Source organism: Kitasatospora sp. NBC_01250, assembly GCF_036226465.1.
GTDB lineage: Bacteria > Actinomycetota > Actinomycetes > Streptomycetales > Streptomycetaceae > Kitasatospora.
In genome coordinates, this window is the sequence record NZ_CP108476.1 from 4,092,862 (window position 1) to 4,107,645 (window position 14,784).

Annotated in this window: 11 protein-coding genes; 2 read left to right on the forward strand and 9 right to left on the reverse strand. The window is 73.4% G+C overall.

Going from position 1 to position 14,784, the window contains the following annotated elements; translation table 11 throughout:
• Positions 1 to 43: 43 nt before the first annotated feature.
• The 4 genes from OG500_RS16850 to proC all read right to left on the reverse strand — a co-directional run bounded on the left by OG500_RS16850 (position 44) and on the right by proC (position 3,856).
• Positions 44 to 253 carry a helix-turn-helix domain-containing protein gene (locus tag OG500_RS16850; RefSeq protein WP_035847941.1) on the reverse strand — a complete coding sequence of 70 codons (210 nt, stop codon included), beginning with the start codon at positions 251 to 253 and terminating at the stop codon, positions 44 to 46.
• 258 nt (positions 254 to 511) lie between these two features.
• Positions 512 to 1,711, reverse strand: coding sequence for an acetoin utilization protein AcuC (locus tag OG500_RS16855; RefSeq protein WP_329581068.1), 1,200 nt, complete (start codon positions 1,709 to 1,711; stop codon positions 512 to 514).
• The gene (locus OG500_RS16860) at positions 1,692 to 2,906 is read right to left on the reverse strand and encodes an MFS transporter (protein WP_327067497.1); all 1,215 of its coding nucleotides are present in this window, start codon (positions 2,904 to 2,906) and stop codon (positions 1,692 to 1,694) included. Before OG500_RS16860 ends, OG500_RS16855 begins: the two co-directional genes overlap by 20 nt.
• A 122-nt stretch (positions 2,907 to 3,028) precedes the next feature.
• Positions 3,029 to 3,856: a pyrroline-5-carboxylate reductase gene (gene proC, locus OG500_RS16865; protein ID WP_327067498.1), complete on the reverse strand. Its 828-nt coding sequence runs from the start codon at positions 3,854 to 3,856 to the stop codon at positions 3,029 to 3,031.
• A gap of 442 nt (positions 3,857 to 4,298) precedes the next feature.
• On the opposite strand from proC, the gene OG500_RS16870 reads away from it, so the two are divergent.
• Positions 4,299 to 5,666, forward strand: a complete 1,368-nt coding sequence (locus OG500_RS16870; protein WP_329581072.1) for a cation:proton antiporter — start codon at positions 4,299 to 4,301, stop codon at positions 5,664 to 5,666.
• A gap of 29 nt (positions 5,667 to 5,695) precedes the next feature.
• Here OG500_RS16870 and glgA read toward each other — a convergent pair whose 3' ends face one another.
• Both glgA and OG500_RS16880 read right to left on the reverse strand, forming a co-directional pair.
• Complete coding sequence (gene glgA, locus OG500_RS16875) at positions 5,696 to 6,880, reverse strand: glycogen synthase (protein WP_329581075.1); 1,185 nt, start codon at positions 6,878 to 6,880, stop codon at positions 5,696 to 5,698.
• Between the two features lie 43 nt (positions 6,881 to 6,923).
• Entirely contained in the window at positions 6,924 to 7,097 is a 174-nt protein-coding gene (locus OG500_RS16880) for a hypothetical protein (protein WP_327067501.1), read from the reverse strand.
• Between the two features lie 280 nt (positions 7,098 to 7,377).
• Between OG500_RS16880 and OG500_RS16885 the strand changes: the two genes are divergently transcribed.
• Entirely contained in the window at positions 7,378 to 8,724 is a 1,347-nt protein-coding gene (locus tag OG500_RS16885) for a helix-turn-helix domain-containing protein (RefSeq protein ID WP_327067502.1), read from the forward strand.
• 49 nt (positions 8,725 to 8,773) lie between these two features.
• On the opposite strand, the gene glgB is transcribed toward OG500_RS16885, so the two are convergent.
• From glgB to OG500_RS16900, 3 genes are all read right to left on the reverse strand, one after another.
• The gene (glgB, locus tag OG500_RS16890) at positions 8,774 to 11,074 is read right to left on the reverse strand and encodes a 1,4-alpha-glucan branching protein GlgB (RefSeq protein WP_442907042.1); all 2,301 of its coding nucleotides are present in this window, start codon (positions 11,072 to 11,074) and stop codon (positions 8,774 to 8,776) included.
• A gap of 72 nt (positions 11,075 to 11,146) precedes the next feature.
• Positions 11,147 to 12,676, reverse strand: coding sequence for a maltokinase N-terminal cap-like domain-containing protein (locus OG500_RS16895; protein ID WP_329581080.1), 1,530 nt, complete (start codon positions 12,674 to 12,676; stop codon positions 11,147 to 11,149).
• Positions 12,676 to 14,772, reverse strand: coding sequence for an alpha-1,4-glucan--maltose-1-phosphate maltosyltransferase (locus OG500_RS16900; protein ID WP_329581083.1), 2,097 nt, complete (start codon positions 14,770 to 14,772; stop codon positions 12,676 to 12,678). Before OG500_RS16900 ends, OG500_RS16895 begins: the two co-directional genes overlap by 1 nt.
• Positions 14,773 to 14,784: the final 12 nt, after the last annotated feature.

Sequence of the window (14,784 nt, forward strand, 5' to 3'; positions counted from 1 at the left end):
TTACCCGGCCAGCCCCGTAATCGGGACCGATCGGGCCCGCCGGTCAGGCGCTCTGTCGGCCGACGTAGGAGTCCTTGAGGTAGTCGTGGACCGCCTGTTCGGGCACCCGGAAGGACCGGCCGACCCGGATGGCGGGCAGCTCTCCGCTGTGCACCAACCGGTAGACCGTCATCTTGGACACCCTCATGACCGAGGCGACTTCCGCCACGGTCAGGAAGTTGACCTCTTGCAGGGGGCGTTCGCCGGAACTCATGACCTCACCCGACCCTTATCCGTGTGCAAGGCACCGGCTTCCCCTCCGGTGACTCCACCGACACACGCGTATCCCCAGAGTAGTTGCGGGTGATACCAGTGGGAAGAGGGGGGCGCCGAGTTGTTTTACGGTCAGAGATCCGCCTGTTGCAGTAGGTAGTCGGTCAGACCTCTGGCGCAGGCGCTTCGCGCTCCATCGTGCACCGAGCGAGCCGCCGCCACCAGACCCCCGCGGCGGCCGAACGCCCGGCGCCGGGGCTCAGGGCAGCAGGCCGTGGTGCGGGTAGACCGCGCGGCGGGCCGCCAGGATCGCCTGGTCGAGCCGGTCGCCCGGGTCGTAGCCGCTCTCCGCGAAGTCGCGCCAGTGGGCCGTGGCGCCGTCCGTCATCCGAGCAGGAGCCTGACGCCGGGTCAACCGGTGGACCTCGGCGCGCCAGTGGGCCGGCGTCTCGGTCTCCGGTGCGATCGGCCGGCCCGCGGCGGCGGCCACCAGGTGGGTCCAGGTGCGCGGCACCACGTCGACCACCGCGTAGCCGCCACCGCCCAGCGCCACCCAGCGGCCCTCGCAGTGCTGGTGGGCCAGCTCGTGCAGGCTCAGCGCGACCGCGCGCTGGGCGTCCACGGTGACCGCGAGGTGGGCCAGCGGGTCCTCGATGTGGGTGTCGGCGCCGTGCTGGGAGACGATCACCTCGGGCCGGAAGGCGGCGATGAGTACGGGCACCAGGGCGTGGAAGGCGCGCAGCCAGCCCGCGTCGCCGGTGCCGGCGGGCAGCGGCAGGTTGGCGGCGCAGCCCTCGGCGCCCTCGCCGCCGGTCTCGCTCGACCAGCCGGTCTGCGGGAAGAGCGTGCTGGGGTGCTCGTGCAGCGAGATGGTGAGCACTCTGGGGTCCTCCCAGAACGCCTGCTGGACGCCGTCGCCGTGGTGCACGTCCACGTCCACGTAGACCACCCGCTGGGCGCCCAGTTCGAGCAGCCGGGCGACGGCGAGCGCAGCGTCGTTGTAGACGCAGAAGCCGGCCGCCCGGCCGGGCATCGCGTGGTGCAGGCCGCCGGCGAAGTTGACGGCGTGCCGGGCCGTGCCCCGCCAGACGGCCTCGGCGGCGGCCACCGACTGCCCGGCGATGAGCGCCGAGGCGGTGTGGATGGCGGGGAAGACCGGGTTGTCCTCGGTGCCCAGGCCGTGCCGCTCGTCGAACGTCCCGGGATCGGCGGCCGCCTGCCGCACCGCCTCGATGTAGTCCAGGCGGTGCACCAGGTGCAGCGTGGACTCGCCGGCCGGCGGCGCGGCGGCCACCGTGACCCCGGCGGCGGCGGGCAGTTCGAACGCCTCGATCAGCCGCATGGTGAGCGCGAGCCGGGTCGGGTCCATCGGGTGTCCCGGACCGAAGTCGTAGGCGGTGACCGCCTCGTCCCAGAGGAGGCGCAGGCTGCAGGGCTGGTCAGGCTCGGCTTGAGGCATGGTCCAACGCTAGCGGCCCCTTCGCGGGCGCTGCGAAGTGCCCGGCGAGCGGGACCACGGCGAGCACCAGCAGCATCGGTGCCAGCAGTGCCCAGTGGTACGAGGTGGCCCCGGCGATCGCGCCCACCAGCGGGGCGCCGACCAGGAAGCCCACGTAGTTGAAGAGGTTGAGCCGGGCCACCGCCGCGTCCAGGTCCTGCGGGAAGAGCCGGCCGCCGGCCGCGAAGACCTGCGGGATCACCGCGCAGTTGCCGATCCCGAGCACGGTGAAGCCGGCGATGCCCAGCCACGGCGTGGGGGCCAGCGCGGCGATCAGCAGGCCCAGGGCGGCCACCCCGGCACCGGCGCGCACCACGGCGGTGGCGCCGAACCGCTGCACCCAGCGGTCGCCGACCGTGCGGCCGAGCAGCAGGGTGGCCAGGTAGCCGGCGTAGGCGAGGGCGGCCACCCGGTCCGAGCTGTGCAGCGACTCGGTCAGGTCCTTGGCGCTCCAGTTGGAGACCGTGGCGTCAGCGATGTAGGCGAAGGCCAGCACGGCGCAGAGCGGCAGCAGCGGCCTCCAGGGGATCGCCCGGGCGGCGGCCTCGGCGGCCTCCTGGACGGCGGAGCCGAGCTCGCGCGGGCCGGCGAAGGAGCGGCCGGCGAGCAGCGCGGCCGGGACCAGGACCACCGCGCAGGCGCCGAACAGGGTGAGCAGGTGCAGGCGCGCGCCGGCGCTGGCCAGCAGCGCGCCGATGATCCCGCCGAGGCTGTAGGCGGCGTAGAAGCCGAGCATGATCGAGCGTCCGTAGCGGTGCTGCAGGGCCACCGCGAGCATGTTCATCGAGGCGTCCAGCGCACCGGTGAGCAGGCCGAAGGCGGCCAGCACCGGCACCAGCGCCCAGAGCCGGTGGCCGAGCCCGCTCGCGACCAGGGTCAGGACGAGCAGCGGCTGCACGGTGCGCAGCACGGCGCGTGCGCTGGTCCGCCTGACCAGTTGCTCGGAGCAGAGCGAGCCGACGCCGGCCAGGATCGGCACGGCGGCCAGGATGACGGTCAGGGTGCCGTCGGTCAGCGCGTACTGCCGTTGCAGGCCGGGTATCCGGGTGACCAGCAGGGCGAAGGTCGCGCCCTGGAGCAGGAAGCCGACCAGCAGGGCGGTGCGGGCCTGGCGCAGTCTGACCGGTTGCTCGGCCGTCGCCTCCGCTGACGTCATCCGGGACCTCGCTCACCACCGGCGCTACCGGCCGGTACGACGATATTGGCGCGAGCGTAGGTGGTGGGCCGACTTTTGGGGAGGGGTCCGACCGCACTGATCCGGCGTGGCCGCCGTGCGGTTCACTTCCCGCCGGAGGCGAGCTCCTGGGAGCGGTCCCGGGCGGCCTCCAGGGCGCCCAGCAGTGCGGCGCGCACGCCGTGGTTCTCCAGCTCGCGGATGGCGGCGATGGTGGTGCCGGCCGGCGAGGTGACCGCCTCGCGCAGCTTGACCGGGTGCTCGCCGGAGTCGCGCAGCATCACCGAGGCGCCGATCGCGGACTGCACGATCAGGTCGTGCGCCACCTGCCGGGGCAGGCCGAGCAGGATCCCGGCGTCGGTCATCGCCTCCACCAGGTAGTAGAAGTAGGCCGGCCCCGAGCCGGAGAGCGCGGTGGCCGCGTCCTGCTGGCTCTCCGGCAGCCGCAGCGCCTTGCCGACCGATTCGAAGATCTGCTCGGCGCGCCGCAGGTGCTCCTCGGTGGCGTGCGAGCCGCCGGAGATCACGCTCATGCCCTCGTCGACCAGGACGGGCGTGTTGGGCATCACCCGCACCACCGGCGTGCGGGCCGGCAGCCGGGCCTCGAACCAGCGGGTGGGGATGCCGGCCGCGGCCGAGATCACCAGGTTGTCGGGGGTGACGTGCGGGCCCAGCTCCTCCATCAGGGTGCCCATGTCCTGCGGCTTGACGGCCAGGATCAGGGTGTCGGCGAGCTTGGCCGCCTCCTTGTTGGAGCAGGCCGCCACGCCGTACTTGCGGGCCAGTTCGGCGGCCCGCTCGGGGCGGCGCGCGGTGACCCAGAGTTCGGCCGGCCGCTTGCCCGACCGCAGCAGCCCGGAGAGCAGTGCCTCACCGATCTTGCCGGTACCCAGAAAGGCGATCCGCTGGGGGTGGACGGCGCTGCTGGTCATGGCGTGACTCCTTGATCACCGCGACGGTACTGCCGCCCATCCTCGCACCAGGGCCCACCGGATCGGGGGCCTGTCCACCGGGCGGACATCGGGCGCCGCCGGGCGGGCGGCACGCTGGCCAGCACCGTGACGGGCGTCCCCGGCGGTGAGTCCCGCCGGGGCCCGGTGCCCGGTCCGGCCGCCGGGGCAAGCGCCCCGGGGCAAAGTCCAGCGGCAATCTCCGGCCATGACCGGAGCTTGGGACATCCGACAGTACGCCCCCACCTGCGCACGATCACGGATCGGTTTTCTGTGACAAGTTATATTTCTCGTTGTCAATTTTCTGGTAATGGCCAACGCGGCCACCCGACAGGATTACCGGCGTTCCTGGGAGGTTCAGGATGACCGTGCGTCTCCGCAGCACCCGTGGGCCAGCCACGCAGGGTCACCGTTGGGGGCGCCGGTGACCACCCTCGACCTCACCACCCGGCTGCTGGCCGGGCTCGCCCTGCTGCTGGGCCTGAGCCGGGGCGCCGGCCGGCTGGCCACCCGGGTCGGCCAGCCCGCCGTGCTGGCCGAGATCGCGGTCGGCGTCCTGCTCGGCCCCTCGGTGCTCGGGCGACTGCTGCCCGCGGTGCACCGCCAGCTCTTCGGCGGCGAGGCGCAGAGCGTATTGAACGGGCTGGCGCAGCTGGCGGTGGCACTGTACGCGTTCGAGATCGGGCGGCAGCTGCTGACGCCGGACGGTGGGGCGGCGGACCAGGCGGACCCGTCCGGCGGGCCGGCGCGGCGGGGCGGGGCACGCGCGCCGCTGGTGCTCGCGACCGTCTCGCTGCTCGCACCGGCCGCCGCCGGGCTGGCCCTGGCGCCGGTGCTGCACGCCCACCGGCTGGGCGGACCCGGCGTCGGCCTGGACGCCTTCGCCCTCTTCCTGGCCTGCGCGCTGGGGGTCACCGCGGTGCCGGTGCTGGCCCGGATCCTGCAGGACCGGGGCCTCGACCGGAGCACGATCGGGCGCCTGAGCCTGCGGGCCGCCTCGATCGGCGACGCGGCCTGCTGGTGCCTGCTGGCCCTCTCGCTCTGGCTGGCCGGACGGATGGGGTGGCCGCAGCTGGTCGGGGCGCTGGCCGGGGCGGTACTGGCCGCCCTGCTGGCCTGGCGGCGCAGCCGGGTGCGGCGCGGGCCGCGGCGCGCGCGGAGCGCCGAGGCCGGGGCGGTCACCGTCACCGCCGCGGTCTGCCTGGCCGCGGCGGTCTCCTCGGCGCTCGGCCTGCATCCGCTCTTCGGCGGGCTGATGCTCGGACTGGCCTGGCCGGGCACGGCTCCCGGTGGCGCTTCACCGGCTGTCACAACGTCATGTGACAAGTCCATCGACAAGTCCGGCAGCGGCGTGGCGGCCACCGGCGGGCAGCCGGCGATCGGCCAGCTGGCCACGGTGCTGCTGCCCTGCTTCTTCCTGGGCGCCGGCCAGCAGGTGGACCTCGGCGGGAGCCTGCTGGACGGCGGGTTCCTGCTGCTGGTGGCGCTGCTGCTCACGGTGGCCACCGCCACCAAGTTCGCCGCCTGCGCACTGGTCGGCGCGCACTACGGCTGCCCGCCCAGGGACGCGCTGCGCCTCAGGGTGCTGATGAACACCCGTGGTCTGACCGAGATCGTGGTGCTGAGCGCCGGGTACCAGGCCCACCTGATCGGCCAACGGCTCTTCGAGGCGCTGCTGGTGGTGGCGCTGCTGGCCACCGCCGCCGCCGGGCCCGCGCTCACCCTGCTGAACGGGCGCCCGCGGCCCGGCCTGCGGGTCGCGACCGGGACCGGCCCGGCGGACCTGCGGTGAGCAGGACCGCACCGGTCGGCCCGTCGCCCTCAGCCGACCAGCTTCTCGTAGACCCGCAGGGTGCGTTCGGCGACGCCGGTCCAGGAGAACCGCTCGACCGCCCGGCGCCGCCCGGCCGCGCCGAACAGCTCGGCGAGGTCACGGTCGTCGAGCAGCCGGTTGACCGCCTCGGCCAGGCCGGCCGCCAGCTGCCCGGGGTCGGCCGGCTCGCCCGTCCCGTCCGGCCCGGGCCGGAAGCCGACCAGCAGGCCGGTGCCGCCGTCCTCCACCACCTCGGGGATCCCGCCGACCGCGGTGGCCACCACCGCCGTCCCGCAGGCCATCGCCTCCAGGTTCACGATGCCCATCGGCTCGTAGACCGAGGGGCAGACGAACACCGTGGCGTGGGTGAGCAGTTGACGCAGGCTGCGGCCGTCGAGCATGCCGTCCACCCGCACCACGCCGCGGCGGGCCCGGGTCAGCTCGGCGACCAGGCCGGCCACCTCGGCGGCGATCGCGGGGCTGTCCGGCCGGCCGCAGCAGAGCACCAGTTGGGCCTCGGGCCGCAGCTCGAAGGCGGCCCGCAGCAGGTGCGGCAGCCCCTTCTGCCGGGTCACCCGCCCGACGAACAGCACGATCGGCAGCTCCGGGTCGATACCGAACCTGACCAGCGCGTCGGTGCGCGCGTCCGCCTGGAAGACCTCGGTGTCGATGCCGTTGTGGATCACGTGCACCCGCTCCGGATCGATCTCCGGGTAGGCGGTCAGGACGTCCTCGCGCATCGCCCCCGAGACCGCGATCAGCGCGTCGGCGGCGATCGCGGCCGAGCGCTCCATCCAACTGGAGAGCGCGTAGCCGCCGCCGAGTTGCTCGGCCTTCCAGGGCCGCAGCGGCTCCAGGCTGTGCAGCGTCATGACGTGCGGGACGCCGTGCAGCAGACCGGCCAGGTGGCCGGCCGCGTTGGCGTACCAGGTGTGGCTGTGCACCACGTCGGCCCCGGCGCAGTCGGCGGCGATCCGCAGGTCGGCGCCGAGGAAGCGCAGGGCCGCGTTCGCACCGTCCAGGTCCGTGGGCGGCTGGTACGCATGGGTCTGGTCCTCACCGCGCGGGGCTCCGAGACAGCGGACCCGCACCTCGGCCAGGCGTCGCAGCGCCCGGGTCAGCTCGGCCGCGTGGACACCGGCACCGCCGTACACCTCCGGCGGATATTCCCTGGTCAGGAGGTCGATCCGCATGGCTGGTCCCTTCTGGGGGTGGCGGCACGGGGAGCGGAGGGGATCAGCAGCAGCCCATACCGCCGTTGCTGCCCATCGGGGTGGCGGTGGCCACCGGCGTGTCCACCTGCGGGTTCTGTTCGCCGTAGCTGAGTCCGGCGCTGCTGGTGACGACGGCGAGCAGGGCGCCGACGGCGAGCATCGCGGCGGACAGATAGAGCGGAAGGATCTTGCGCATGACAGAGTGCCTTTCGCTGAGCCGGGTGTTGTTGACAAGCAGAGTCAATCTAAATTGACCCAGTCTGTCAATGATCATCTTTACAGATCTCCAGAGCCCACGGAGAGTGACCATGAGCTTTCGGGGAACAAGATTCTCTGCGGCAAGCGTTCGGCCGATAGCAGCCCTGAGGTCAGTCGCCAACCTTGGAGACTGTCAGCAGGTGGTGTAAAAAATGGAGTCAAATGGGCGTCCCCGAGGTACGGCTAGATCAGCCGTCCTCCCCGTTGACCGGAGAACCATGGACCAATCACAGAGCGGTACGAATGGCATCGGGCAGCGGCTGCGCGAGTTGCGGCAGAAGCGTGGTCTCAACCAGCAGGACCTGGCATCCGCGGATATCTCGGTCAGCTATGTCTCGCTGATCGAAACCGGAAAACGGGCACCGTCGGAGACCGTGCTGAAGGCACTCGCCGAGCGGGTCGGGTGCACCGTCGACTACCTGCGCACCGGGCGGGACGACGCCCGGGTCAAGGAGCTCGAACTCAAGGTCGCCTTCGGCGACATGGCCCTGCGCAACGGCTCCAACGGCGAGGCCCTGCAGTCCTACAGCGAGGCGCTGGCGAACGCCCCGCTGCTGGGTGAGGCGACGGTGCGCCGGGCCCGCCTGGGCCAGGCGCTGGCCTTCGAGAAGCTCGGCCGGCTGGAGGCGGCCATCCAGCTCTTCAACACCCTCTTCGAGGACCCGGGGATCGTGCCGGGCTCGGCGGAGTGGGCCCAGCTCGCGGTGGCGCTCTGCCGCGCCTACCGCGACGCCGGCGACCAGGTGCTGAGCGTGGAGGTGGGCGAGCGGGCGATGAAGCGGCTCGACCAGCTCGGCCTCGACATCACCGACGACCACATCCAGCTCGGCGCCACCCTGGTGTTCAGCTACTACCACCGGGGCGATCTGACCCAGGCCCAGCTGCTGGTCAACCGGCTGGCCTCGCTCTCCGAGCAGAACGGCTCCCGGGTGGCCCGCGGCGCGGTCTACTGGAACGCCGCGGTGGTGGCCAACTCCCGCGGCAAGGTGGAGGAGTCGCTCGCGCTGACCGAGCGGGCGCTGGCCCTGATGGCGGAGACCGACAACGTCCGCCACCTGGGCATGCTCAAGCACAACTGCGGCGTCTACCTGCTCGACACCGAGAGCCCCGACCTGGACCGGGTGCAGAACCTGCTGGACGAGGCGCAGAACGCGCTCGTCGAGGTGGGCACCTCCACCGAACAGGGCATGCTGGAGACCAGCTACGCCCGGCTCGCGCTGCGCCAGGGCGACGCCGACGGCGCCGCCGACCGCGCCAGCCGGGCGCTGGGCCTGCTGCGCAACGAGGCCCGCTGGGAGTCCGCCAGCGCCCGGGTCTGGCTCGCCCGGGCCCAGTTCGAGCGGGGCGAGACGCAGGCCGCCGAGGACACCCTGCGCGCGGCCGAGCGGCAGCTCAGCTCGATCCCGATGAACCGCAGCGCCGCCGGGGTCTGGCGCCTGGCCGGGGACGTCTGGCAGCTCAACGGCTACCAGGCCGAGGCGCTGGCGATGTACCGGCAGGCGCTCAGCGGGGTCGGCCTGCTGCCGATGCAGGCCCCGGTCAAGGTGCCCGCCGGGCCGCGCTGAGCGGGTCCGCCGGGCCCGGGTCCTGGCCGGCCCGGGCCCGGCGGCACGCTCACCCGGCCTGCGGGTCCTGCGGGTCCTGCCACAGCGGCTCCGCCGGCGGGGCCGGCGCCAGCGGGAGTGCGGGGCCCTGCGGGCAGAGCCAGAGCGTGGCCAGCGCCGGCAGGGTCAGCTCGACGCTGAACGGCTGGCCCTGCCAGGGCACCGGCTCGGCCCGGTACGGCTCCCGCGGGCCGGCCCCGGCCCCGCCGTAGCGCGGATCGTCGGTGTCCAGCACGGGGTACCACTGACCGCCGGACGGCAGCCCGATCCGGTAGCCGGTGCGGACCTCGGGACACAGGTGACTGACGCTCACCAGCGGCCTGCCCGCGGCGTCGCGGCGCACGAAGGAGTAGACGTTGTCCTGGGCGGCGTCGGCGTCCAGCCAGCCGAAGCCCGCCGGGTCCGCGTCCAGCTGCCAGAGCGCCGGGCAGTCCTGGTAGACCCGGTTGAGCTCGGTGACCAGCCGCTGGATGCCCCGGTGGTCCGCCGCGGCCGGCCAGTCGGCGTCCAGCAGCCACCACTGCGGGCCCTGTTCGTGGTCCCACTCGGCGCCCTGGGCGAACTCCTGTCCCATGAAGAGCAGTTGCTTGCCCGGGTGGGCCCACATGAAGCCGAGGTAGGCGCGCTGGTTGGCGCGCTGCTGCCACCAGTCGCCGGGCATCTTGGCGACCAGCGCACCTTTGCCGTGCACCACCTCGTCGTGCGAGATCGGCAGCACGTAGTTCTCGGAATAGGCGTAGACCATCGAGAAGGTCAGCTCGTGGTGGTGGAACTGGCGGTGCACCGGTTCGCGGCCGAAGTACCGCAAGGAGTCGTGCATCCAGCCCATGTTCCACTTGAGGCCGAAGCCTAGGCCGCCGCTGTCGGTGGGGCGGGTCACGCCGTCCCAGGCGGTGGACTCCTCGGCGATGGTGACCACCCCGGGGCAGCGCCGGTAGACGGTGGCGTTCATCTCCTGGAGGAAGGCCACCGCGTCCAGGTTCTCCCGCCCGCCGTGCTCGTTGGGGGCCCACTGGCCGTCCTGGCGGGAGTAGTCGAGGTAGAGCATCGAGGCGACCGCGTCCACCCGCAGGCCGTCGATGTGGAACTCCTCGCACCAGTACACCGCGTTGGCCACCAGGAAGTTGCGCACCTCGGTACGGCCGTAGTCGAAGGTGAGGGTGCCCCAGTCGGGGTGCTCGGCGCGGCGCGGGTCGGCGGGCTCGTAGAGCGGGGTGCCGTCGAAGCGGGCGAGCGCGAAGTCGTCCTTGGGGAAGTGCGCGGGCACCCAGTCGACGATCACCCCGATCCCGGCCTGGTGCAGCGCGTCCACCAGGTACCGGAAGTCGTCCGGCGAGCCCAGCCGGGCGGTGGGGGCGTAGAACCCGGACACCTGGTAGCCCCAGGAACCGCCGAAGGGATGCTCCATCACCGGCAGGAACTCCACATGCGTGAAGTTCAACTCCCGCAGATACGCAGGCAGTTCCTCGGCCAGCTCACGGTAGCCCAACCCCGGCCGCCAGGAGGCCGGATGCAGCTCGTAGACCGACATCGCACGGTCCAGGAAGCCCGCCTCGCCGCGCCGGGCCAGGAACGCCCCGTCGCCCCAGACGTAGTGCGACGTGTGCACCACCGAGGCCGTGGCGGGCGCGAGTTCGGCACGGCGGGCGAGCGGGTCGGCCTTCTGCAGCAGCCGCCCGTCCCGGGTGACGATCTCGTACTTGTACCGGGCGCCCTCGCCGACGCCCGGCAGGAAGACCTCCCAGACCCCACTGGCGCCCAGCGAGCGCATCGGGGCGCCGGTGCCGTCCCAGTAGTTGAAGTCGCCCACCACCCGCACGCCTTCGGCATTGGGGGCCCAGACGGCGAAGGCCGTCCCGGTCACGCCCTCCACCGTGCGAAGGTGCGAGCCGAGCACCCGCCAGAGCTGCTCGTGGCGGCCCTCGCGGATCAGGTGCAGGTCCAACTCGCCCAGCGTGGGCGGCAGTCGGTAACCGTCCTGCTCGACGCCGCCCCACCCCCCGGCGCCGCTGCGGTAGTCCACCCGCAGCCAGTAGTCGGCCGCCCATCCGGGCGGCAGCAGGCCGCTGAAGAGACCGTCCTGCCCTGCGGCCAGCGCCAGGGCGCCGACCGCCGTCTCGACCAGCACCCGCTCGGCGCCGGGCCGCAGCACCCGCAGCGCCACACCGCCGCGCACCGGGTGGACGCCGAGCACGGCATGCGGGTCGTGGTGGCGGCCGGCCAGCAGCCGGCCCCGTTCCTCGGGGGACGGCCACGCCGGGGAGAGCTGCAGGACCGGGGGATCCAGTTCGGGGGCCAGGCGCGGAGTCACGGGGTGGTCCTTCTTCCAAGGCGGCGGGATGGGCCGGCCGGGCCGCCGAGGGCGGCCCGGCCGGGGAGCGGGTCAGCGCCCGAAGACCAGGCGCTGGATCGCGGCCAGCGGGATGGGCAGCCAGGCGGGGCGGTGCTGGGCCTCGTAGACCGCCTCGTAGACGGCCTTCTCGGCCTCGAAGGCGCGCAGCACCACGGGGTGGCAGTGCGGGTCCAGGCCACCGGCGGCCGCGTAGCCCGCGGTGAAGGCGCGGCGGTTGCGCACCGTCCAGGCGTAGGCGCGTCTGCTGCGCCGCAGCCGCTCGGCGGCGCGCTCGGGAGTCGGCTCGGCGGCCGGATCAGGGTCCGGCTCGGGGCCCGCGTGCTCGGCCAGCAGGGCCAGCGCCTGCTGGGCCGCGTAGTCGAAGGAGCGCAGCATGCCCGCCACATCCTTCAGCACCGGCTGCGGCAGCGCGCGCTCGGCCACCGGGCGGGACGGCTCGCCCTCGAAGTCGATCACCTTCCAGCCGTCCTCGGTCCGCAGTACCTGGCCGAGGTGCAGATCACCGTGGATCCGCTGCCCGACCAGCCCGGGTCCGCGCCGCACGACCCTCGCGTAGTCCTCGTAGAGGCCGCCCAACCGTCCGGCGTAGGGCTCCAGTTCGGGCACCTGGCGGACGGCGTCGCGCAGCTCGCGGTGCAGCTGGGCGACCTGCTCGGCCACCGCGTCACCGTCCAGCATGACCTGCGGGAAGGCTTCGGCCAGCGCGGCGTGCACCTCGGCCACGGCGGAGCCCAGCGCCCGGGACTCGGCGGTGAAGCCGCCGAGTCCGGGGACCGGGGCGCAGGCGCCGTCCAGGCAGTCGGCGGCCTGGTCGACCGCCAGCTGCCAGCCGTCACCGCGCGCGGGCAGGAACTCCTCCAGGATCCCCAGCACCACCGAGTGCTGCGGGTCGCCCTCGGTGTGCAGCCAGCCGGCCAGGCCCGGGATCCGCCGGCAGCGCACCCGGGTGAGCGCCCGCAGCGCGTCGGTCTCCGGGTGCGGGCCGGGCTCCGGCTGGCGGAAGAGTTTGAAGAGCAGCCGGTCGCCGAAGACCACCGTGCTGTTGCTCTGCTCCACCGCCAGCGCCCGCGCGCTGAGCCCGCGCGGCAGTGGCGCGCCGCCGGTGAGCGACATCCGCAGCTCACCGGCGGGCTCGGCCGCGGCCGTGCGCTCCAGCAGCAGCTCCATCAACTCGTGGTCCTCGGTGGCCTCGTAGAGCGTCCAGCCGTCCCACCGGCCGCCGCCGGCCCGGCCGATCTCGGCCGCCGCCAGCTCCTCGGGCAGGCTGCGGCGCAGGCCGAGGAGCACCTGGTAGTGGTGGGCGACGCTGCCGTGCCGGGCGTCGAGCAGCGAGTGCAGCAGCACCGGGCCGCCGCCGTCGCCCGGCGCCCGCTCCGAGGTGCCCAGCACCGAGGCGCTGACCGGGTTCAGGGCGGACAGGTGGCCCTGTTCGTGGGTGAACCAGCGGCGGGTCACCAGCCAGGGCAGCAGGGCGGGCAGCAGCGGGCCCAGCAGCTCGTCGGCCTGGACCCCGGAGCCGTGCTCGGCACTGAGGCAAGTGGCGCACAGGGCCTGGGACATCAGGGCTCCCGACGGATCGTCAGCAGGTGGGCCGGAGCCGTCGCGGGATCCAGCCGGACGTAGTTGTGCCGCCGCCAGCGGTGCTCGCCGCCACCGAGTTCGCAGCACACCGTGAACTCGCCGTCAGAAGTGGCGACTTCGGGCAGCACGGCAGCGGGCAGCGAGACCATGGCCTGCTGCACGTGGTGCGGGTCCAGGTTGACCACCACGATCACCTGGTCGTCGCCGGTGCGCTTGGTGTAGGCGATGACCTGATCGTTGTCGGTGGGCAGGAAGGTGAGGTTGCGCAGTTCCTGGAGGGCGGGGTGCTCGCGGCGCAGCCGGTTGAGGGTGGTGAGCAGCGGGGCCAGGGTGTCGGTGCGGGTCCAGTCGCGCGGGCGCAGCTGGTACTTCTCGCTGTCCAGGTACTCCTCGCCGTCCGCGCCCAACGGCTGGTTCTCGGCGAGCTCGTAGCCGGCGTAGATGCCGTAGCTGGGCGAGAGGGTGGCGGCCAGCACGGCGCGCACCGCGAAGGCGGCGGGGCCCTGGTGCTGCAGCTGGCGGGGCAGGATGTCCGGGGTGCTGGTGAACAGGTTGGGCCGCAGGTAGGCGCCGCTCTCCTCGGTCAATTCCGTCAGGTACTCGGTGAGTTCGTGCTTGCTGTTGCGCCAGGTGAAGTACGTGTAGGACTGCTGGAAGCCGATCTTCGCCAGGGTGTGCATCATGGCGGGTCGGGTGAAGGCCTCGGCGAGGAAGATCACGTCCGGGTCGGTGCGGTTGATCTCGCCGATCACCTTCTCCCAGAAGTGCACGGGCTTGGTGTGCGGGTTGTCGACCCGGAAGATCCGCACGCCGTGGCCCATCCAGTGCCGCAGCAGGCGCAGGGTCTCGATCACCAGGCCGTCGAAGTCCTGGTCGAAGTTGATCGGGTAGATGTCCTGGTACTTCTTGGGCGGGTTCTCGGCGTAGGCGATGGTGCCGTCGATCCGGTGGCCGAACCACTGCGGGTGCTTGTTGACCCAGGGGTGGTCGGGGGAGGCCTGGAGCGCGAAGTCGAGCGCGATCTCCAGGCCGAGTTCCTGGGCGCGGGCGACGAAGGCGTCGAAGTCCTCGATGGTGCCGAGGTCGGGGTGGACCGCGTCGTGGCCGCCCTCGGGAGAGCCGATCGCCCAGGGCGAGCCGACGTCGTCCGGGCCGGGGGTCAGGGTGTTGTTGGGGCCCTTGCGGAAGGAGTGGCCGATCGGGTGGATCGGCGGCAGGTAGAGGACGTCGAAGCCCATCGCCGCGATGGCGGGCAGCCGCTCGGCGGCGGTGCGGAAGGTGCCCGAGCGGGGCGGGTCCAGGGTGGCGCCCTCGGAGCGCGGGAAGAACTCGTACCAGGACCCGTACAGCGCCCGCTGCCGCTCCACCTGCAGCGGCAGCGCCGCCGAGGCGGTGACGAGCTCCCGCAACGGGTAGCGGCTCAGCACCGCCGCCACCTCGGGCAGCAGCGCCACCGCGAGGCGGGCCAGCGGCGCCCGGTCCCGGTCGCGCAGCGCCGCCACGGCTCTGTGCACGGCGGCCCGGCCGTCGTCCCCGGGCACCCCGTCGGCCACCCGGGTCAGCAGCAGCGCGCCCTCCTCGAGGGTCAGCTCGACGTCCTGCCCGGCCGGGACCTTGATCTCGGCCCGGTCCAGCCAGCTGCTCACCGGGTCGCTCCAGGCCTCCACGGTGAAGGTCCAGCGGCCCACCAGGTCCGCGCTGACCTCGGCGCCCCAGCGGTCGGTGCCCGGGGCCAGCTCGCGCATCGGCGTCCACGGGCCCGGCCGGCCCTCGGGGTCGCGCAGCTCCACGTTGGCGCCCAGCCTGCCGTGGCCCTCGCGGAAGACGGTCGCGCTGATCTGGAAACGCTCGCCGACCACCGCCTTGGCCGGGCGGCGGCCGGCCTCCACCACCGGGGCGACGTCCAGCACCGGGATCCGGCCCACCAGCGGGGCCGGAGCCGCGGGGCCGGGCCGCGCCGGGCGTTCCGGCCCGGATCTCTCCGGCGCGGACCGTTCCGCCGCGGGCGCCGCCGTCGCGGACCGGGCCGGCGCGGCGGCGGTGCGGGTGATCAGGACCTGTCCGGTGTCGGTCATCTCCAGCTCCCC

Coding starts and splice junctions, on each gene's coding strand:
- OG500_RS16850 (WP_035847941.1), bottom strand. CDS start 253: ATGAGTTCCGGCGAACGCCCCCTGCAAGAGGTCAACTTCCTGACCGTG.
- OG500_RS16855 (WP_329581068.1), bottom strand. CDS start 1,711: ATGCCTCAAGCCGAGCCTGACCAGCCCTGCAGCCTGCGCCTCCTCTGG.
- OG500_RS16860 (WP_327067497.1), bottom strand. CDS start 2,906: ATGACGTCAGCGGAGGCGACGGCCGAGCAACCGGTCAGACTGCGCCAG.
- proC (WP_327067498.1), bottom strand. CDS start 3,856: ATGACCAGCAGCGCCGTCCACCCCCAGCGGATCGCCTTTCTGGGTACC.
- glgA (WP_329581075.1), bottom strand. CDS start 6,880: ATGCGGATCGACCTCCTGACCAGGGAATATCCGCCGGAGGTGTACGGC.
- OG500_RS16880 (WP_327067501.1), bottom strand. CDS start 7,097: ATGCGCAAGATCCTTCCGCTCTATCTGTCCGCCGCGATGCTCGCCGTC.
- OG500_RS16885 (WP_327067502.1), top strand. CDS start 7,378: ATGGACCAATCACAGAGCGGTACGAATGGCATCGGGCAGCGGCTGCGC.
- OG500_RS16895 (WP_329581080.1), bottom strand. CDS start 12,676: ATGTCCCAGGCCCTGTGCGCCACTTGCCTCAGTGCCGAGCACGGCTCC.
- OG500_RS16900 (WP_329581083.1), bottom strand. CDS start 14,772: ATGACCGACACCGGACAGGTCCTGATCACCCGCACCGCCGCCGCGCCG.